This window comes from Massilia sp. BSC265 (genome assembly GCF_000740675.1).
In the GTDB taxonomy this organism is placed as follows: Bacteria; Pseudomonadota; Gammaproteobacteria; order Burkholderiales; family Burkholderiaceae_D; genus Telluria.
In genome coordinates this window covers 189,314-207,418 of sequence record NZ_JPXI01000037.1, presented here as the reverse complement: position 1 = coordinate 207,418, position 18,105 = coordinate 189,314, and the positions used below count along the sequence as shown (strand labels likewise).

The window sequence follows — 18,105 nt, the reverse complement described above, 5'->3', positions numbered from 1 at the left end:
TTTGTCATTTTGTAATTCAACCGTATTACTCATTCAGTACATAGATAAGAAGGGAAGCCAGCATGAAAATCCATGAGTATCAGGGCAAAGAGATCCTCCGAAAATTCGGAGTGACCGTTCCGCGCGGCATTCCGTGCATGACGGTGGAAGAGGCCGTCAAGGCCGCTGAAGAGCTGGGCGGCCCGGTATGGGTTGTCAAGGCGCAGATCCACGCCGGTGGCCGTGGTAAAGGCGGCGGCGTCAAGGTTGCCAAGTCGCTGGAACAGGTCAAGGAATACGCCGACCAGATCATGGGCATGCAGCTGGTGACCCACCAGACCGGCCCCGAAGGCCAGAAAGTCCGCCGCCTGCTGATCGAAGAAGGCGCCGACATCAAGAAAGAACTGTACGTTTCCCTGGTGACCGACCGCGTCACCCAGAAGGTCGTGCTGATGGCCTCGTCGGAAGGCGGCATGGACATCGAAGAAGTCGCGCACACCAACCCGGAAAAGATCCACAACGTCGTGATCGAACCGTCGGTCGGCCTGACCGATGAGCAGGCAGACGACGTCGCCCGCAAGATCGGCGTGCCGGAAGAATCCGTTGTCGACGCCCGCACCAACCTGCAGGGCCTGTACAAGGCATACTGGGAAACCGACGCATCGCTGGCCGAAATCAACCCGCTGATCCTGACCGGCTCGGGCAAGGTCATCGCCCTGGACGCCAAGTTCAACTTCGACTCGAACGCCCTGTTCCGTCATCCGGAAATCGTCGCCTACCGCGACCTGGACGAAGAAGATCCGGCTGAAGTCGAAGCATCGAAGTTCGACCTGGCCTACATCTCGCTCGACGGCAACATCGGCTGCCTGGTGAACGGCGCCGGCCTGGCCATGGCCACCATGGACACCATCAAGCTGTTCGGCGGCGAGCCGGCCAACTTCCTGGACGTGGGCGGCGGTGCAACCGCAGAAAAGGTTACCGAAGCATTCAAGATCATGCTGAAGAACCCGGGCCTGAAAGCCATCCTGGTCAACATCTTCGGCGGCATCATGCGCTGCGACGTGATCGCCGAAGGCGTCATCACCGCATCGAAAGCGGTCTCGCTGCAGGTGCCGCTGGTCGTCCGCATGAAGGGCACCAATGAAGACCTGGGCAAGAAGATGCTGGCTGACTCCGGCCTGCCGATCATCTCCGCAGACACCATGGAAGACGCAGCGAAGCAGGTCGTTGCCGCTGCCGCTGGCCAAGCCTAATTCGCGAAGGAAATAAAAATGTCGATTCTGATTAATAAAGACACCAAAGTCATCACCCAAGGTATCACCGGCAAGACCGGTCAGTTCCACACCCGCATGTGCCGTGACTACGCGAACGGCCGTGAAGCCTTCGTGGCAGGCGTGAACCCGAAGAAAGCCGGTGAAGATTTCGAAGGCATCCCGATCTACGCATCGGTCAAGGAAGCCAAGTCGGAAACCGGCGCCACCGTGTCGGTGATCTATGTTCCGCCTGCAGGCGCAGCCGCCGCGATCTGGGAAGCTGTCGAAGCCGAACTGGACCTGGCGATCTGCATCACCGAAGGCATCCCTGTCCGTGACATGATGGAAGTCAAGGACCGCATGGCCAAGGCCGGCTCCAAGACCCTGCTGCTGGGCCCGAACTGCCCAGGCCTGATCACCCCGGACGAAATCAAGATCGGCATCATGCCGGGTCACATCCACAAGAAGGGCCGCATCGGCGTCGTGTCGCGTTCGGGCACGCTGACCTATGAAGCAGTCGGCCAGCTGACCGCACTGGGCCTGGGCCAGTCGTCGGCAGTCGGCATCGGCGGCGACCCGATCAACGGCCTGAAGCACATTGACGTGATGCGCATGTTCAACGACGATCCGGACACCGACGCTGTCATCATGATCGGCGAGATCGGCGGCCCGGACGAGGCGAACGCTGCTCAGTGGATCAAGGACAACATGAAGAAGCCGGTCGTCGGCTTCATCGCCGGCGTCACTGCGCCTCCGGGCAAGCGCATGGGCCATGCCGGCGCGCTGATCTCGGGCGGCGCCGATACCGCGCAAGCCAAGCTGGAAATCATGGAAGCCTGCGGTATCAAGGTCACCAAGAACCCGTCGGAAATGGCTCGCCTGCTGAAGGCCATGCTGTAATCTGACGACGTTTTGGTCGAAGAAGCGGGGAGCGAAAGCTCCCCGTTTTTTTTACCAACTGGTAAATTTCTGAAAGCTCGACGTTTTGGCTGAACGGTTTCGCTATTGCCAATCTTTGGCACGCACGTCATGCATGTTCCCTTATGCATGACAAATTGCGTTACTCAACATGTTCACCTGACAAAAATTGCTGAGCTTGGGTGACAAATTTTGTCACTGCTCAAGCCAAAACCTGTCCTGGCACGTCATTTCCTTGTCTCCCTACTAATAAAATCAGCATTTTTGGGGCTGGCACGCGGCTTGCATATAAGAAAGCGTGGCAACAAGCAGTACCCCAATCACCTGAAACACCACCTGGAGAGATAGAAATGAACTTCAAGCAAATGCAAACCAAAAAAGCCGAAGGCGGTTTCACCCTGATCGAACTGATGATCGTCGTCGCGATCATCGGCATCCTGGCTGCCGTGGCAATTCCTGCCTACCAGGACTACATCGCCAAGTCGAAGGCCGCTGCCGCCTACGCCGACATTGCTTCGGGCAAGACCGGCTACGAAATGGCCGTGGTCGAAGGCATGCCTGCAGACGCGGATGCTGACGATTATCGCGCAAAAGCTGGTCTGGCTGACAAGACCGGTAACTGCAGCGCTATCACTGCTGCTGCCCCAGGCAACGATACCGCCGTCCTGACCTGCACCATCGCGAGCCCAGGCCGTATCGGCACCGCCCCGACCATTGCACTGCATCGTAACAACGACGGCATCTACAGCTGCAAGACCACCGGTTTCCCGGATGGTGACACCAAGTACACCCCGGCAGGTTGCACCCCTGCTGCTGCACAGTAATCATCGAGATGCCTGGCCGTGCATGCGGCCAGCAACAGAAGAGACCGCCCCGGCGGTCTCTTTTTATTTCCGCATCAGTCTCGCGACGATCGCCTCGGCCTTCATGAAGCAGGCCAAATTCAAGACCGCCCCGGGGCGGAACCTACATGCGTCGAATGTTCCGGCCGGACGCAGACCGGTTGTCGCTGCATGGCTGTAGGCTGGCGGCTGCAACGCCGGTATCCGCTGGGCGTGGATCGAGTGCCAGGCTGTCGAACAAGGTTTCGCCCTCGGCCTCGTCACTGTGGGATAGCCCGCAAGGCCGGCGTCGACCTGGCGCAAACGCGCGGACCTAGACGATCTTGAACCGGTCCGCCAGCAGCGCCTCGTAGGTCATGTTCTGCAACAGCGTGTAATGCACGGGATCCAGGTCGACGAACTGGACGCCGTAGCTGTAGACATCGGGCTTGGACGGCGCCGGCCGGGCGACCGTCATGTTTCGAACCGCGGCCAGGGTTTCCACCGGCACCTCCTCGTTGGCAGGCGGGGTCGCCAGCGCGAACGCCAGCGTGACCAATTCACTGTCGGCCGGCAGTGGATAGCTTGAATCGATCCTGGCTCCCGTTACCGAGACGTTCGCCAGCGTGCAGGCGATCGGCAAGGCGTTGCTGCCGACCTTCGACACGCGCGCCGGAATCTCGGCCTTGACCCGCATCGCACCGCGCAGGCTGGTGCCCTGGATCGAGGTAGGAAACGATAGGTGCACATAGTTCAGCGGCCGCGGGAACACCCGCTCGACCGAGCAGGCGAACGAGCACACGTTTACCCCCGAAAACACCCGGATCGTCAACGGGTCGCCTTCCGTCATGGCGATCGGTGCGCCGTTTTCCGTGGGGATCTTGATGATGAGGTATTCGTCCTTGACGTAGCCGATCAGAATCGAGAAATACTGGGCCGGCTTGAGGTGTCGGTGCGTCATCACCTGCAGGCGGACGCCGACCTGCAGGTTCATGGTTTCGAACTCGAATTCCTGGGGCTTGAGTTCGCGTGCTTGTCCGGTGTTCATCACATGCTGGGCCTGGTTCGCCGTCGGGAAGACGGCGAGAGGCGGCATCATATCAGTTTATATGTATGTCGATTGCGACATATCAGAGTGGCGAATATTGGAGAGATTGAGGTGGCGCGGCTTGTGCGGCTGAACCAGCGGGCTTACCCGGCTGCGTCTGGGCGCCGAGCTTGAACATGCTGACCAGTTGGGCGAGCTTCCTGGCCTGGTCCTGCAGCGCGTCCGAGGCGGCCGCTGCTTCTTCGACAAGCGAGGCGTTTTGCTGGGTGACCTGGTCCATCTGGCTGATCGCCTGGTTGATCTGGTCGATCCCGCCTGCCTGTTCCTGGCTGGCCACCGTGATCTCGCCGATGATGCCGGCCACACTGACCACACGCTCGACGATGTCCTTCATGGTATCGCCTGCCTCGTCCACCAGCCTGGCGCCCGAGTCCACATTTCTCACGGACTCGTCGATCAGCGCCTTGATCTCTTTCGCGGCCGAGGCGGAGCGTTGGGCCAGGTTGCGCACTTCGCTGGCGACAACCGCGAAACCGCGACCCTGCTCGCCGGCACGCGCAGCCTCGACAGCTGCGTTCAGCGCGAGAATGTTGGTCTGGAACGCGATGCCGTCAATGACGCCAATGATGTCCACGATCTTGCGTGCCGATTCGTTGATCGACCCCATCGTTTGCACCACCTGCGCCACCATGGCCCCGCCCTTGCCCGCGACTTCCGACGCCGCCACGGCTAGCTGGTTCGCCTGGCGCGCATTATCGGCATTGTGCTTGACGGTCGAGGTCAGTTCCTCCATCGACGAGGCCGTTTCCTCCAGTGAACTGGCCTGTTCTTCCGTGCGCGCAGACAGGTCAAGGTTGCCGCTTGCGATCTGGCGTGATCCGGATGCGATGGATTCGGTACCTCCGCGTACCTGGCTGACGATGGTCGCGAGGCTGTCGCGCATCGTTCGCATTGCAAACAGCAGACTCGAATCGTCACCCGGACGCAGCTCCACATCGGTAGCCAGGTCGCCGCTTGCGATACGTCCGGCCACTGCGACGGCGTAGGCCGGTTCGCCACCCAGCTGGCGCGTCAGGCTACGGGTGAACATCACGCCCAGCCCGAGGCCTGCAGCCATCGCGCACATGACCAGGAAGACCATGGTTCCGCGGGCGCTGGCATACAGCGCCTTGCTTTCTTCCGAAATCTCTTTTGCGTAATCCTCCTTCAGTCGGCTCAGTTCGGTGAGCTTGTGCGTGACTGGCGCCAGCGCTGGAGCGTAGATATTGAACATGTAATCGATCGTGCTGCTGTTCGCCTGCAACGGTTCACTGCGGATCTTGTTGACCAGCTCATCGATCATCGGCAAGTAAGGCTGCAACTGATTGTCGAGCTCCAGCAGGACTGCCTTGCCGCGTTCCGTGACGATCAATTGACGCCCTGTTGCAAGATTGCGCTGCATGAGTTCCCTCGTTGCTTGTGCATCAGCGAGGTATTGATCACGCGCCTCCTGAGTTGGAGCGAGAAGCGCATTGCGCAACGATCGGCCGAGGTTGGAGAGGTTCAGATTGGCTTCCTTGATTGCCGAAATGCCAAGCAACTCCTGGTGATACATGAGGTCGGTTCGATCATTGATCTTGCCCATGTTGCGGATGCCGATCCCGGCCACCATGGCGCCAATGAGCGAAACAATAAAAAAGCCTAGAAGCAGACGGGTCCCGACTTTCAAGTCCTGAAGCATGTGTTCTCTTCTACAAAGGAAGGCCGCATACGGCTGAAGTCTGCTGTGGCTTGCTGCGACTGGCGGTATGCGCCCATTGTTCTAGTGAGGGGACGGCTCCCGCTTGCCCCTGACGGGCCGAGGAGCTCTTTTCAGCAAATGAAACTGAGCAAACAGAAGTTTATGTAGGAAAATTTACTGCTGGCTTACTTTTCAGTGAATTATGCTGAAGGCGACTCCGTCACAGTTTGCAGCGACGCGTCGTTCAGGCCCGGTAATGCGATCCCGGCTGCGGATGCAGCGCCACGGCCTTGCCGGTTCTTGATTGCATGGGTAGCCCGGTGCCGCAGTCCACCGGGGGGAATCCGAATCCTCCTCAAGCCACCGACATGTATTTCGTATCGGCTCTCAGCGATTCAGCTGTGCCGACCAGTCTCCGCTCTTGCCCCCGTGCTTCTCCAGCACCCGCACATCGGTCATGACCATGCCGCGGTCCACCGCCTTGCACATGTCGTAGATCGTCAACAGCCCCACCTGCACGGAAGTGAGCGCCTCCATCTCGACCCCGGTCTTGCCGATGGTTTCCACCTGCGCCCGGCAGTGCACGCTGCTGGTGCTTGCGTCCACCTCGAAATCCACCGCCACCCGCGTGATCGGCAGCGGATGGCACAGCGGCACCAGGTCGCTGGTCCGCTTCGAGGCCATGATCGCGGCGATCCTGGCAATGCCGATCACATCCCCCTTTTTCGCAGTGCCCGACTGGATCAGCGCCAGGGTCTCCGGCTTCATGCGGATGGTGCCGGCCGCGACGGCGATGCGGTGGGTGTCCTGCTTGGCGCCGACGTCGACCATGTGGGCCTGGCCGGTGGCGTCGAAGTGGGTCAGGTGGTCTGCGGGAGGGGTGGAAGTGCTCATCGTTAGCTCATTGCCAGGTCAGCAAGGTTGTGGAACAAAGTGTTTCGCCGTGCAGCAACGCGGCGGCGGATGGGGTTATCATAGCATTGTGAACTACGCTCCCCGCCCAGCATCGGCGCGCCGCTGGCGCCCTGCGTTGACCGCCATTGCCCTGTGCACGGCGGCCGCTCTCGCCATTGCCGCCTCCGCCGAGCCACTCCAGAAGCCCAACAACCTGCGTTTGCCAACGCTCGGCGATGCCGCACGCCAGGACCTGTCGCCCGTACTCGAGCGCAAGCTCGGCGAAGAGATCATGCGCGACGTCCGGCGCGACCCGGCCTATCTCGACGACGACCAGATCACCGAGTACCTGAACAACCTCGGCAATACGCTGCTGTCGTCGGTCCCCGGCGCGCGTGGCGAGACCAACGCCGATTTCAGCTTCTTCGCCATGCGCGACCCGAACCTGAACGCCTTCGCCCTGCCGGGCGGCTTCATCGGTGCGCATACGGGCCTGATCGTCGCGGCGCAGAAGGAATCGGAGCTGGCCGGCGTCATGGCGCACGAAATCGGCCACGTGTCGCAGCGCCACATTGCGCGCATGATCGGGCAGCAGAAGCAGGACGTGCTGCTGCCGCTGGCCTCGATGATCCTGGCGGCCCTTGCCGCCAAGGCGAGTTCGGATGCCGCGATGGGCGTTCTGATGGGCGGGCAGGGCCTGGCCGTGCAGCGCCAGCTGAATTTCAGCCGCGAGGCCGAGCGCGAGGCCGACCGCGTGGGCTTCCAGATCATGGCCGCCGGCGGCTATGACGTCACCGGCATCGTCGGCTTTTTCAAGCGCCTGCAAAGCGCCACCAGGCTCTCGGGCGAGATTCCGGCGCACCTGGCCCACCTGAGCAGCCACCCGTTGACGGCCGAGCGCATCACCGACATGCAGGCGCGCATCCGCGAGATTCCCAGGAAGCCGCGCGTGGACAACCTCGACTTCCAGCTGGTGCGCGCGCGTGCCCGCGTGCTGCAGGACGAGAGCGTCAGCGGCCGCCGCGATACGAAGACGGCCTTCGAAACCCAGCTCAGGGAATCGCATCGCCACCTCCAGGCCGGCGCGCACTACGGCCTGTCCCTGCTGGCGCTGCGCCAGGGGAACGTCGCCGAGGCCCAGAGCTGGCTCGACAAGGCGCGCGCGACCGTCAAGCCAAAAGAGGGCGTGCTGTCGGCCGAAGCCAACGGAGGCGACGGCGCGGCGATGTTCGCCGGTCTGTCCATCGAGATCAAGCTGGCGCCGGGGCAGGCGCCGGGGGTCGTGGAGGAGGCGGTGCAGGAAGCGGACGCGGCGCGCCAGCGCTATCCACTGTCGCGGGCCATCGCGCGCCAGTACGGGGAGGCGCTGATCGCGGCCGGCAAGCACGAGGAGGCGACCCGCTACCTGCGCGACCAGACCCAGCTCTACCGCGGGGAACCGAAGCTGCACGATATGCTGGCGCGGACCTACGCCAAGCAGGGCAAGATCGCCCTGCAGCACATGGCGCTGGCCGAATCGTATGCGCTGGCGGGCGCGCTGCCGGCGGCGGTGGCGCAGCTCGACCTGGCACGCAAGGCGGGAGACGTGTCGTTCTACGACCAGGCCGTCATCGATGCGCGCGAGCGCGAGCTGAAGGCGCGGCAGAAGGCGGAGAAGGAAGAAGCGAAGGAGCGTTGATGTTGGGCGGCGCAGCCGCTACGTTCCCGGCGCCTGCACGTAGCCGAAGCGGCGCTGCAGCGCATCGGCCGACAGGCGTTCGACGCGGACACGCCCGTTCGGCAAAGCCAGCGCCAGCTCGGCCGCGTCATCCTCCAGCCAGGCCATGATCGCTTCCACCGAGGCCGGCCGGCCGCCAAGCTCCATGCGTGCCAGCACCTGCGCCACGTCGCGGTCGTCGAGCTGGGCCACGACCTCGCCCGCCTGCAGGATCACCGCTCCGGCGTCCGTCATGAACACCGTTTCCACCGTCGCCAGCGCTTGTCCGGTCTGCAGCATGAAGCCCTGCGTAGGGTCGGTGCGCGCGATAAAGGGCGTCGCTTCCAGGTTCACATACACACGCTGCGGTCCGTTCTGGAAATACCAGCGGCCCTTGTCGTCGTGCCCATAGTTACGGTTGATGAAGCCCACCAGCGCCGCGTTCGTCAGCTTGTCGCCCGGCGCGCCCGCGCGCTGCGCCGCTTCGTCGCGCATGCGCCAGTTGCCGCGCGCATCCAGCGCCAGCCAGCCGTAGCAGTGCGGTACGTTCGGCCACTTGGCCATTGCCTGTTTTACGATGTCGTCCATAGTCTCAAGCTTCGCATGGTTGGTGCGCGCCAGGCGCGCGGGTCGCGTGGGTGGCAAGCGGTGCGGCCTCGTCGAAGAAACCCAGGATGCGCCGCGGCAGCCAGTCGATCCGCCCGGGGAAGGGGCCCGCGGGGAAACCGACGTGCCCACCTTCGTCAGGATACTCCAGCGTCACCGCTTTCGATGCGGACTGGGGCAGATGCCGGCCGGGCAGGAAGGGATCGTTGCGGGCATTGAGCACCAGCGTCGGCACGGTGATCTCGTGCAGCACGTGGCGGGCGCTGGCGCGGTGCCAGTAATCGATGGTGTCCTTGTAGCCGTGTAGCGGCGCCGTCACTACGTTATCGAAGGCGTAGAGGTCGCGCGCTTCCAGCAGGGCAGCGCGGTCGAACAGGCCCGGATAGCGTTCCAGCTTGGCCAGGCACTTGGGCTTGAGCGACTGCAGGAACATGCGCGTGTACAGCATGTTAAAGCCGGACGAGAGCGCCTCGCCGCCGCGCGCCAGGTCGAGCGGTGCGGACACCGCGCAGGCCGCCTCGACGATTTCGGCGCCGTGGCCCGATTCGCCCAGCCAGCGCAGCAGCGCATTGCCGCCCAGGGACACGCCTGCCACGAACAGGGGGCCACGCATTTCCAAACTGCGACGCGCATGCAGCTTGCGCACGATCCAGTCGACCTCTGCGGCGTCGCCGGAATGGTAGAAGCGCGGCATCAGGTTGGCTTCGCCCGAGCAGCCGCGGAAATGCGGCACCGCGCCCGACCAGCCGCGCTCGCGCAGCGCCGCCATCAGGGACCGCGCGTAATGGCTGTTGGAAGAGCCTTCCAGGCCGTGGAACAGCACGACCAGCGGCTTGCCCGGCTCGCCGTCGACGAAGTCGACATCGACGAAATCGCCATCGCTGCTCGTCCAGCGCTCGCGCCGGTAGGCGACGGGGGGCTTGGGCGTACAGGTCGCCGGATAGATGGTCTGGAGGTGGCCGCCAGGCAGCCACGCGGGCGCGCGGTAGGGCATGGGAATGGTGCGGCACTAGCCGCACCGGAAGATCAGTGGTGCTTGAGCTCGACGCCCGGGGCCAGGCGGTATTGGGTGCCGCAATACGGGCACTTCGCATCGCCGTGGTGGTCGAAATCGAGGAAGATGCGCGGGTGCGAGGACCACAGCGGCATTGCCGGATTCGGGCAATGTGCCGGCAGGTCTTTGGCCTCGAGTTCCACCACAGGCATCGTCTTTTGGTTCATCTGGTTTGCTCCGTCAAGGATAGTTAGCAAAAAACACGATTCTACCGGATTCACCCTGCATATCGAAATGATCGGTAGAATATCAAGCTGATCATAATAGAGCGCGGGCGCCGTCTTTGCCAGTCTGCTGCCAGCCCGCCGCCGTACCCTTACATGCGTTTCATGCCCGACCGTTTCAAGCTCGACGCCGCATCCGCCGCTTACGGCCGTTGCAGGAAATCAACATGAGCCTGGCCTCGCCGCCAGGCCAGCAGCCCGCTGTCACCATGGAACCCGCTGAAGCCCACGACCCCGCCGCCTGGCGTGAAGGCTTCAAGACCGGCCTGCCATCCCTGTTCGGCATCGGCGCCTGGGGTCTGGTCGTCGGCATCGCAATGGTCAAGAGCGGCCTGACGGCAGCGCAGGCGGTCGGCATGACCCTGCTGGTCTTTGCTGGCTCCGCCCAGCTCGCCTCACTTCCCCTGATCGCGGCCGCCGCGCCGATCTGGGTCATCTTCGCCACCGCCCTGGTGGTCAACCTGCGCTTCGTCATCTTCTCCGCACTGCTCGGGCCGCACTTCGCGCACCTGCCGTGGAAGCAGCGCTTCCTGCTCGGCTACGTCTCCGGCGACCTGACCGTGGCGATGTTCCTGCAGCGCTATCCGACCGCCGAACGCGTCGCCGGCAAACTGTCTTACCTGAAGGGGCTGATGTACCCGAACTGGTTTGCCTGGCAGGCCGGTTCGCTGATCGGCATCTTCCTGGGCAGCGCCATCCCGACGGAATGGGGGCTGGGTTTTGCCGGCACGCTGGCGATCCTGTGCATCATGGTGCCGCTCATCATCAACAACGCGGCATTGTGCGGGGTCGCGGTCGCCATCGTGGTCTCGGTGCTGGCCTACGGCCTGCCGTACAAGCTCGGGCTGCTGCTCGCCGTGGTGGTCGGCATGGTCACTTCGATGCTTGTCGAAGAGTCCCTTGAAAAACGGAAGGCCAAGCATGGCTGATTGGGAAATATGGGTCACCATCGGCGTGCTGTGCATTGCTACCGCCGCCACCCGCAGTTCGTTCTGGCTGATCGGCCACCGCGTCACCATCCCGCCGCGGGTGCAGGAGATGCTGCGCTATGCGCCGGCCTGCGCGCTCGCGGCCATCATCGGCCCGGACCTGCTGATCGACACCCAGGGCCAGGCCCAGCTCACGCTGGCCAATCCCAAGCTGATCGCAGCTCTCGCGGCGCTGGCTGTCTATCTTTGGCGCCGCAGCATGCTGATGACGATCATCTTCGGCATGATGGTATTCACACTGTTGCGCGTACTACACGTTTTTGGACAGGTCCCCTAATGTACAATGACGTTTTTTCACTATTTTACTGTTGACTAGCCAATGGACGACGTTCTCAGTTTCACCCGTTTGCAAGACCTGATCGACCGCGAGCTGCTTACGAACAAGCGCGTATTCATCCGCGCCGACCTGAACGTGCCGCAGGATGACGCTGGCAATATCACTGAAGACACCCGCATTCGCGCCTCCGTGCCGGCGATCCAGGCGGCCCTGAAGGCCGGCGCCGCCGTGATGGTCACGTCGCACCTGGGCCGTCCCACCGAAGGCGAGTTCAAGCCGGAGGACAGCCTGGCGCCGGTCGCCGCGCGCCTGTCCGCGCTGCTCGGCCAGCCGGTGGAACTCAAGCAGAACTGGGTCGATGGCGTGGATGTGGCGCCGGGCCAGGTGGTGCTGCTCGAGAACTGCCGCGTCAACAAGGGCGAGAAGAAGAATGCGGACGAGCTGGCCGATAAGATGGCCAAGCTGTGCGACGTCTACGTCAACGACGCCTTCGGCACCGCGCATCGCGCCGAGGCCACCACCCACGGCATCGCCAAGTTCGCACCGATCGTTGCGGCCGGCCCGCTGCTGGCCGCCGAACTCGACGCGCTGGGCAAGGCCCTCGGCAAGCCGGACCGTCCCCTGCTGGCCATCGTGGCCGGCTCGAAGGTGTCGAGCAAGCTGACCATCCTGCAAAGCCTGGCCGGTAAAGTGGACAACCTCATCGTCGGCGGCGGCATCGCCAACACCTTCATGAAGGCGGTCGGCCTGAACATCGGCAAGTCCCTCGTCGAGAACGACCTGGTCGGCGAAGCCAAGCAAATCATCGACATGATGGCCGCGCGCGGCGCCCAGGTGCCGATTCCGGTGGACGTGGTCTGCGCCAAGGAATTCAGCCCGACTGCTGCCGCCACGGTGAAAGACGTGGCCGACGTGGCGGACGACGACATGATCCTCGATATCGGCCCGAAGACCGCCGCCATGCTGGCCGAGCAGGTGGCCAAGGCCGGCACCATTGTCTGGAACGGCCCGGTTGGCGTGTTCGAGTTCGACCAGTTCGCCGAAGGCACCAGGACCCTGGCCATGGCCATCGCCGCCTCTACGGGCTTCTCGATCGCCGGCGGCGGCGACACCCTGGCCGCGATCGCCAAGTACGACATCGGCGACCGGATCGGCTACATCTCGACCGGCGGCGGCGCCTTCCTCGAGTTCCTGGAAGGGAAGACCCTGCCTGCAGTCGAGATCCTGCTCCAGCGTAACGCCAAATAATCAGTACCAGCGCAGCCCCGAGGCTGCGCTTCTCTTTTCAGAACAAGGATTTCAACCACATGCAAGCTGCGCGCCCCATGTACAACGCCACCAAGATCGTCGCCACCATCGGCCCTGCGTCGACCGACTTCGACATCCTCGTCAAAATGATCCGCGCCGGCGTCGACGTCGTGCGCCTGAACTTCTCGCACGGCAAGGCGCAGGACCACATCGATCGCGCCGCCCTGGTGCGCCGCGCGGCCGCAGAATGCGGTGTCGAAGTAGCGATCATGGCCGACATGCAGGGGCCGAAGATCCGCGTCGGTAAGTTTGAAGAAGGCAAGATCTTCCTGAACAACGGCGACAAGTTCATCCTCGACGCCAAATGGGGCGAGAACGGCGAACTGGGCAACCAGGAGCGCGTCGGCCTCGACTACAAGGCCCTGCCGCGCGACGTCAAGCCGGGTGACAAGCTGCTGCTGAACGACGGCCTGATCGTGCTGATCGTCGACAAGGTCATCGGCCACGAGATCTGCACCACCGTGAAGGTGGGCGGCGAGCTGTCGAACAACAAGGGCATCAACCGCCAGGGCGGCGGCCTGACGGCGCCGGCCCTGACCTCGAAGGACATGGAAGACATCAAGACCGCGATGAGCTTCCAGGCCGACTACCTGGCGATCTCCTTCCCGAAGAACGCCACCGACATGGAAATGGCGCGCCAGCTGGCCAATATCGCCGGCGAGCCCTACGGCCACAAGCCGATGATGATCGCCAAGATCGAGCGCGCCGAAGCCATCCCCGTGCTGCAGGAAATCCTGGACGCCTCGGACGGCATCATGGTGGCGCGCGGCGACCTGGCGGTGGAAGTGGGCAACGCGGCCGTGCCGGCGCTGCAAAAGCGCATGATCAAGATGGCGCGCGCTTCCAACAAGCTGGCCATCACCGCGACCCAGATGATGGAGTCGATGATCGTCAACGCCGTGCCGACCCGCGCCGAAGTCTCGGACGTGGCGAACGCCGTGCTGGACGGCACCGACGCCGTCATGGCCTCGGCCGAGACCGCATCGGGCAAGTACCCGGTCGAAACCGTCGAGATGATGGCCGCCATTTGTCTGGAAGCGGAACAGTCCGAATACAACAAGCAGGACGCAGATTTCCTGAATGTCCAGTTCACCCGCATCGACCAGTCGATCGCCTACGGCACCCTGTTTACGGCCCACCACCTGAAGGTGAAGGCGATCGTGGCGCTGACCGAATCGGGCTCGACCGCACTGTGGATGAGCCGCCACTCGATCGACACCCCGATCTTCGCCCTGACCCCGCTGCAGACGACGCAGCGCAAGGCGTCCCTGTACCGGAACGTGCGAGCATTCCACCTCCTGCAGGAAGGTGGCAGCCACGCGGTGCTGCGCAAGGCCGAAGAAGTCCTGATTCGCGAAGGCATGGTGCGCAAGGGCGACCTGATCGTCGTGACCTGGGGCTCACCGATGGGCCAGGCCGGCGGCACCAATGCGCTCAAGATCGTGCGCGTGGGCGAGCTGGACGAAATAGTTTCTTAATTGTTTGGAGTAATCAACCATGGCACTCGTATCGCTGCGTCAACTGCTGGACCATGCCGCCGAAAACGGTTATGGCCTGCCGGCTTTTAACGTCAACAACCTGGAGCAGGTGCAGGCCATCATGGCCGCCGCCGACGCTACCAACAGCCCGGTCATCATGCAAGCCTCGGCCGGCGCGCGCAAATATGCAGGCGAAGCCTTCCTGCGCCACCTGATCGACGCCGCCGTCGAAGCCTACCCGCACATCCCGGTCGTCATGCACCAGGACCACGGCCAGTCGCCGGCGGTCTGCATGGCTGCGATCCGTTCGGGTTTCAGCTCGGTGATGATGGACGGTTCGCTCGAGGCCGACGGCAAGTCGGTCGCTTCCTACGAATACAACGTGGAAGTCTCGCGTGAAGTCGTCAAGTTCGCGCACTCGATCGGCGTGACGGTCGAAGCCGAACTGGGCGTGCTCGGTTCGCTCGAGACCATGAAGGGCGACAAGGAAGACGGCCACGGCGCCGACGGCACCATGACCCGCGAGCAGCTGCTGACCGACGTGGCCCAGGCTGCCGACTTCGTCGCCAAGACGCAGTGCGACGCCCTGGCCATCGCGATCGGCACCTCGCATGGCGCGTATAAATTCACCCGCAAGCCGACCGGCGACATCCTGGCGATCGACCGCATCAAGGAAATCCACGCGCGCATCCCGAACACCCACCTGGTGATGCACGGCTCCTCCTCGGTACCGCAGGAACTGCTGGCCATCATCCGCGAATTCGGCGGTGACATGAAAGAGACCTACGGCGTGCCGGTCGAAGAGATCCAGGAAGGCATCAAGCACGGCGTTCGCAAGATCAACATCGACACCGACATCCGCCTGGCCATGACCGCTGCGATCCGCAAGTACATGTTCCAGAACCCGTCGAAATTCGACCCGCGCGACTACCTGAAGCCGGCCCGCGAAGCCGCCACCGAGATCTGCAAGGCACGCTACCTGTCCTTCGGCTGCGAAGGCATGGCAGCCAAGATCAAGCCGGTGCCGCTGGAGAAGATGGCCGAGCGCTACAAGGCAGGCGAGCTGGCGCAGATCGTCCAGTAAGCATCGACATCGCATTGCGCTGCTGCACCTCCTGCGGCGGCGCGATGAGAATTGACGTAAAATTACGCATTCGGTCCAGGCCATCCCCGGTCTGGACACCTTTACCGGAGGCCTTCTCCGGCTCTGTTTCCCTGATATCCCTTCTATGAACAGCCTCTACAAATCCACCATCAAGTCCCTGCCATTGCTCGGTCATGGCAAGGTGCGCGACAACTACGCTGTCGGCGACGACAAGATCCTGATCGTCACCACCGACCGCCTGTCGGCCTTCGACGTGGTCATGAACGAGCCGATCCCGGGCAAGGGCATGGTGCTGAACCAGATGAGCGACTTCTGGTTCGAGAAGCTCGGCCACATCGTGCCGAACCACCTGACCGGCGTGGCGCCGGAATCGGTCGTCGCACCGGAAGAAGTGGAGCAGGTCCGCGGCCGCGCCGTCGTGGCCAAGCGCCTCAAGCCGATCCTGGTCGAAGCCGTCGTGCGCGGCTACATCATCGGCTCGGGCTGGAAGGATTATCAGGAAAGCGGCGCCATCTGCGGCATCCAGTTGCCCGCCGGCCTGCGCCAGGCCGACAAGCTGCCGCAGCCGCTGTTCACCCCGGCCGCCAAGGCCGACATCGGCGAACACGACGAGAACATTTCCTTCGAAGAGATGGAAAACCGCATCGGCAAGGAACTCGCCGCCAAGATGCGCGACATCAGCATCCAGCTCTACACCACCGCCGCCGAATACGCGGCGACCCGCGGCATCATCATCGCCGACACCAAGTTCGAATTCGGCCTGGACGACAACGGCACCCTGCACCTGATGGACGAAGTGCTGACCGCCGACTCCTCGCGCTTCTGGCCGGCCGACTCGTACGCGCCGGGCATGTCGCCGCCGTCCTTCGACAAGCAGTTCGTGCGCGACTACCTCGAAACCCTGAAGGACTGGGGCAAGACCGCCCCGGCCCCGGCCCTGCCGCAGGACGTCATCGAGAAGACCCAGGCCAAGTATTTCGAAGCCATCGAACGCCTCACCGGCGAGAAGCTGAAGGCCTGAACGATGAGTGACGCAGTGAGTAAAAGCGACAAGCCGGTCGTCGGCGTCATCATGGGTTCGTCCTCGGACTGGGACGTGATGAAGAATGCGGTCGACATCCTGAAGCAGTTCGGCGTGCCCTTCGAAGCGCAAGTGATCTCGGCGCATCGCATGCCGGACGAGATGTTCACCTATGCCGAAACCGCACGCGAGCGCGGCCTGCGCGCCATCATCGCCGGAGCAGGGGGCGCCGCTCACCTGCCGGGCATGGTGGCTGCCAAGACCATCGTGCCGGTGCTGGGCGTGCCGGTGCCCTCGAAGTACCTGCGCGGCGAGGATTCGCTGCTCTCCATCGTGCAGATGCCGAAGGGCGTGCCGGTGTCGACCTTCGCCATCGGCGAGGCCGGCGCCGCCAACGCGGCCCTGACCGCAGTGGCGATCCTGGCTGCGACCGACGAAGCGCTGGCGCAGCGCCTGCTGGCTTTCCGCGCCGAGCAGACCGCGGCCGCCCAGGCCATGACTCTTCCCGTGTTGACGCATGAGTGAATCGTTTCTTCCTACCGCCAATCCATCCGCCTGGCTCGGCGTGATGGGCGGCGGCCAGCTCGGCCGCATGTTCGCCCACGCCGCCCAGGCGATGGGCTACAAGGTCGCGGTGCTCGAACCGAGCCAGGACTGCCCGGCAGGGCAGGTTGCCGAGCGCCTGATCAAGGCCAGCTATCTTGACGCGAACGGTCTGGCCGAACTGGCGCAGGCCTGCGTCGCCGTCACCACCGAATTCGAGAACGTCCCGGCCGACAGCATGGCCTGGCTGGGCGAACGCAGCTTCGTGGCACCAAGCGCGTCCTGCGTGTCGATCGCCCAGGACCGTATCGCCGAAAAACGCTTCTTCGTCGAATGTGCGCCGAGCTCCGGCGTGATGCCGGCCCCGCACAAGACCATCGCTTCGCACGCCGACATCGACGCCATCGACGACGAACTGCTGCCGGGCATCCTGAAGACCGTGCGCATGGGCTACGACGGCAAGGGCCAGGTGCGCGTGCGCACCCGCGAGGACGTGCGCGCCGCCTTCGATGCCATGCAGGGCGTGACCTGCCTGCTCGAGAAGATGCTGCCCCTGGCCTACGAGGTCTCGGTCCTGACCGCGCGCGGCCATGACGGCGCTTCCGTGGTCTATCCGATCGCCGAGAACGTGCACCGCGACGGCATCCTGTTCACGACCACCGTGCCGGGACCGAACGTGTCCGAAGCTTGTGCCAAGCAGGCGCAGGATGCGGCGCGCGCCATCGTGGCCCAGCTGGGCTATGTGGGCGTGCTCTGCATCGAATTCTTCGTGCTGCAGGATGGCACGCTGGTGGTCAACGAGATGGCGCCGCGCCCGCACAACAGCGGCCACTACACCATCGACGCCTGCGTCACCAGCCAGTTCGCGCAGCAGGTGCGCGCAATGGCGCGCCTGCCGCTGGGCGACGTGCGCCAGCATTCGCCCGCCGTCATGCTCAATATCCTGGGCGATGTCTGGTTCGAAGGCGGCAGCGAAGGTGACGCAACTGCGGCGCGCGAACCGGCCTGGGACCGCGTCCTGGCGCTGCCGGGCGCGAACCTGCACCTGTACGGCAAGGACGATCCGCGCCGCGCGCGCAAGATGGGCCACCTCACCTTCGTGGCGCCGACCCTGGAAGAAGCGCAGGCCGGCCTGCGCCAGGCCTGCGCCATCCTCGGAATCCCGGAGTAA

Annotated in this window: 18 protein-coding genes; 12 read left to right on the top strand and 6 right to left on the bottom strand. The window is 63.6% G+C overall.

The features are described from left to right. Positions 1-62: 62 nt before the first annotated feature. From sucC to MA09_RS25360, 3 genes are all read left to right on the top strand, one after another. Positions 63-1,232, top strand: coding sequence for an ADP-forming succinate--CoA ligase subunit beta (gene sucC / locus MA09_RS17755; protein ID WP_036251396.1), 1,170 nt, complete (start codon positions 63-65; stop codon positions 1,230-1,232). Positions 1,233-1,250: 18 nt separating this feature from the next. After that, positions 1,251-2,132, top strand: coding sequence for a succinate--CoA ligase subunit alpha (sucD, locus tag MA09_RS17750; RefSeq protein WP_036213214.1), 882 nt, complete (start codon positions 1,251-1,253; stop codon positions 2,130-2,132). 383 nt (positions 2,133-2,515) lie between these two features. Further along, positions 2,516-2,974, top strand: a complete 459-nt coding sequence (locus MA09_RS25360; RefSeq protein WP_036251828.1) for a pilin — start codon at positions 2,516-2,518, stop codon at positions 2,972-2,974. Positions 2,975-3,305: 331 nt separating this feature from the next. On the opposite strand, the gene MA09_RS17740 is transcribed toward MA09_RS25360, so the two are convergent. The 3 genes from MA09_RS17740 to moaC all read right to left on the bottom strand — a co-directional run bounded on the left by MA09_RS17740 (position 3,306) and on the right by moaC (position 6,633). Continuing rightward, entirely contained in the window at positions 3,306-4,070 is a 765-nt protein-coding gene (locus MA09_RS17740) for a flagellar brake protein (RefSeq protein WP_307183977.1), read from the bottom strand. Between the two features lie 31 nt (positions 4,071-4,101). After that, positions 4,102-5,739 (bottom strand): methyl-accepting chemotaxis protein, encoded by a 1,638-nt coding sequence (locus MA09_RS25550; protein WP_081897665.1) that lies wholly within the window; start codon positions 5,737-5,739, stop codon positions 4,102-4,104. Between the two features lie 387 nt (positions 5,740-6,126). After that, a complete protein-coding gene (moaC, locus tag MA09_RS17730; RefSeq protein ID WP_036251393.1) occupies positions 6,127-6,633 on the bottom strand; it encodes a cyclic pyranopterin monophosphate synthase MoaC in 507 nt (168 codons plus the stop codon). A gap of 136 nt (positions 6,634-6,769) precedes the next feature. On the opposite strand from moaC, the gene MA09_RS17725 reads away from it, so the two are divergent. After that, positions 6,770-8,311, top strand: a complete 1,542-nt coding sequence (locus tag MA09_RS17725; RefSeq protein ID WP_036251391.1) for a M48 family metalloprotease — start codon at positions 6,770-6,772, stop codon at positions 8,309-8,311. An 18-nt stretch (positions 8,312-8,329) separates the two neighbouring features. Here the strand turns inward: MA09_RS17725 and MA09_RS17720 are convergent, their stop codons facing one another. The 3 genes from MA09_RS17720 to MA09_RS17710 are packed head-to-tail and all read right to left on the bottom strand — an operon-like array spanning position 8,330 to position 10,156. Then, a complete protein-coding gene (locus MA09_RS17720) occupies positions 8,330-8,917 on the bottom strand; it encodes a DUF2946 family protein (protein WP_036251389.1) in 588 nt (195 codons plus the stop codon). A gap of 4 nt (positions 8,918-8,921) precedes the next feature. After that, the gene (locus MA09_RS17715) at positions 8,922-9,929 is read right to left on the bottom strand and encodes a YheT family hydrolase (RefSeq protein WP_036251387.1); all 1,008 of its coding nucleotides are present in this window, start codon (positions 9,927-9,929) and stop codon (positions 8,922-8,924) included. A gap of 32 nt (positions 9,930-9,961) precedes the next feature. Then, positions 9,962-10,156 carry a zinc-finger domain-containing protein gene (locus MA09_RS17710; protein ID WP_036251385.1) on the bottom strand — a complete coding sequence of 65 codons (195 nt, stop codon included), beginning with the start codon at positions 10,154-10,156 and terminating at the stop codon, positions 9,962-9,964. Between the two features lie 224 nt (positions 10,157-10,380). On the opposite strand from MA09_RS17710, the gene MA09_RS17705 reads away from it, so the two are divergent. From MA09_RS17705 to MA09_RS17670, 8 genes are all read left to right on the top strand, one after another. Then, positions 10,381-11,142 (top strand): AzlC family ABC transporter permease, encoded by a 762-nt coding sequence (locus MA09_RS17705; protein ID WP_036251382.1) that lies wholly within the window; start codon positions 10,381-10,383, stop codon positions 11,140-11,142. Next, the gene (locus tag MA09_RS17700; protein WP_036251380.1) at positions 11,135-11,479 is read left to right on the top strand and encodes an AzlD domain-containing protein; all 345 of its coding nucleotides are present in this window, start codon (positions 11,135-11,137) and stop codon (positions 11,477-11,479) included. Before MA09_RS17705 ends, MA09_RS17700 begins: the two co-directional genes overlap by 8 nt. Before the next feature lie 42 nt (positions 11,480-11,521). Beyond that, positions 11,522-12,727, top strand: coding sequence for a phosphoglycerate kinase (locus MA09_RS17695; protein ID WP_081897663.1), 1,206 nt, complete (start codon positions 11,522-11,524; stop codon positions 12,725-12,727). Between the two features lie 77 nt (positions 12,728-12,804). After that, on the top strand, positions 12,805-14,265 hold the full coding sequence (pyk, locus tag MA09_RS17690) for a pyruvate kinase (protein WP_036251377.1): 1,461 nt from the start codon (positions 12,805-12,807) through the stop codon (positions 14,263-14,265). A gap of 19 nt (positions 14,266-14,284) precedes the next feature. Further along, a complete protein-coding gene (gene fba / locus MA09_RS17685; RefSeq protein ID WP_036251375.1) occupies positions 14,285-15,349 on the top strand; it encodes a class II fructose-bisphosphate aldolase in 1,065 nt (354 codons plus the stop codon). Between the two features lie 145 nt (positions 15,350-15,494). Then, positions 15,495-16,391, top strand: a complete 897-nt coding sequence (locus tag MA09_RS17680) for a phosphoribosylaminoimidazolesuccinocarboxamide synthase (protein WP_036251374.1) — start codon at positions 15,495-15,497, stop codon at positions 16,389-16,391. A 15-nt stretch (positions 16,392-16,406) separates the two neighbouring features. Further along, positions 16,407-16,916 carry a 5-(carboxyamino)imidazole ribonucleotide mutase gene (gene purE / locus MA09_RS17675; RefSeq protein WP_036251371.1) on the top strand — a complete coding sequence of 170 codons (510 nt, stop codon included), beginning with the start codon at positions 16,407-16,409 and terminating at the stop codon, positions 16,914-16,916. Next, positions 16,909-18,105 (top strand): 5-(carboxyamino)imidazole ribonucleotide synthase, encoded by a 1,197-nt coding sequence (locus MA09_RS17670; protein ID WP_036251369.1) that lies wholly within the window; start codon positions 16,909-16,911, stop codon positions 18,103-18,105. Before purE ends, MA09_RS17670 begins: the two co-directional genes overlap by 8 nt.

Bases quoted from the DNA above. Each gene is read 5' to 3' on its own strand.
- MA09_RS17715 (WP_036251387.1), bottom strand. From the start codon at position 9,929: ATGCCCTACCGCGCGCCCGCGTGGCTGCCTGGCGGCCACCTCCAGACC.
- MA09_RS25550 (WP_081897665.1), bottom strand. From the start codon at position 5,739: ATGCTTCAGGACTTGAAAGTCGGGACCCGTCTGCTTCTAGGCTTTTTT.
- fba (WP_036251375.1), top strand. From the start codon at position 14,285: ATGGCACTCGTATCGCTGCGTCAACTGCTGGACCATGCCGCCGAAAAC.
- moaC (WP_036251393.1), bottom strand. From the start codon at position 6,633: ATGAGCACTTCCACCCCTCCCGCAGACCACCTGACCCACTTCGACGCC.
- pyk (WP_036251377.1), top strand. From the start codon at position 12,805: ATGTACAACGCCACCAAGATCGTCGCCACCATCGGCCCTGCGTCGACC.
- MA09_RS25360 (WP_036251828.1), top strand. From the start codon at position 2,516: ATGCAAACCAAAAAAGCCGAAGGCGGTTTCACCCTGATCGAACTGATG.
- MA09_RS17670 (WP_036251369.1), top strand. From the start codon at position 16,909: ATGAGTGAATCGTTTCTTCCTACCGCCAATCCATCCGCCTGGCTCGGC.
- MA09_RS17720 (WP_036251389.1), bottom strand. From the start codon at position 8,917: ATGGACGACATCGTAAAACAGGCAATGGCCAAGTGGCCGAACGTACCG.
- MA09_RS17710 (WP_036251385.1), bottom strand. From the start codon at position 10,156: ATGAACCAAAAGACGATGCCTGTGGTGGAACTCGAGGCCAAAGACCTG.
- MA09_RS17740 (WP_307183977.1), bottom strand. From the start codon at position 4,070: ATGATGCCGCCTCTCGCCGTCTTCCCGACGGCGAACCAGGCCCAGCAT.
- MA09_RS17680 (WP_036251374.1), top strand. From the start codon at position 15,495: ATGAACAGCCTCTACAAATCCACCATCAAGTCCCTGCCATTGCTCGGT.
- MA09_RS17700 (WP_036251380.1), top strand. From the start codon at position 11,135: ATGGCTGATTGGGAAATATGGGTCACCATCGGCGTGCTGTGCATTGCT.
- MA09_RS17705 (WP_036251382.1), top strand. From the start codon at position 10,381: ATGAGCCTGGCCTCGCCGCCAGGCCAGCAGCCCGCTGTCACCATGGAA.
- sucC (WP_036251396.1), top strand. From the start codon at position 63: ATGAAAATCCATGAGTATCAGGGCAAAGAGATCCTCCGAAAATTCGGA.
- sucD (WP_036213214.1), top strand. From the start codon at position 1,251: ATGTCGATTCTGATTAATAAAGACACCAAAGTCATCACCCAAGGTATC.
- MA09_RS17695 (WP_081897663.1), top strand. From the start codon at position 11,522: ATGGACGACGTTCTCAGTTTCACCCGTTTGCAAGACCTGATCGACCGC.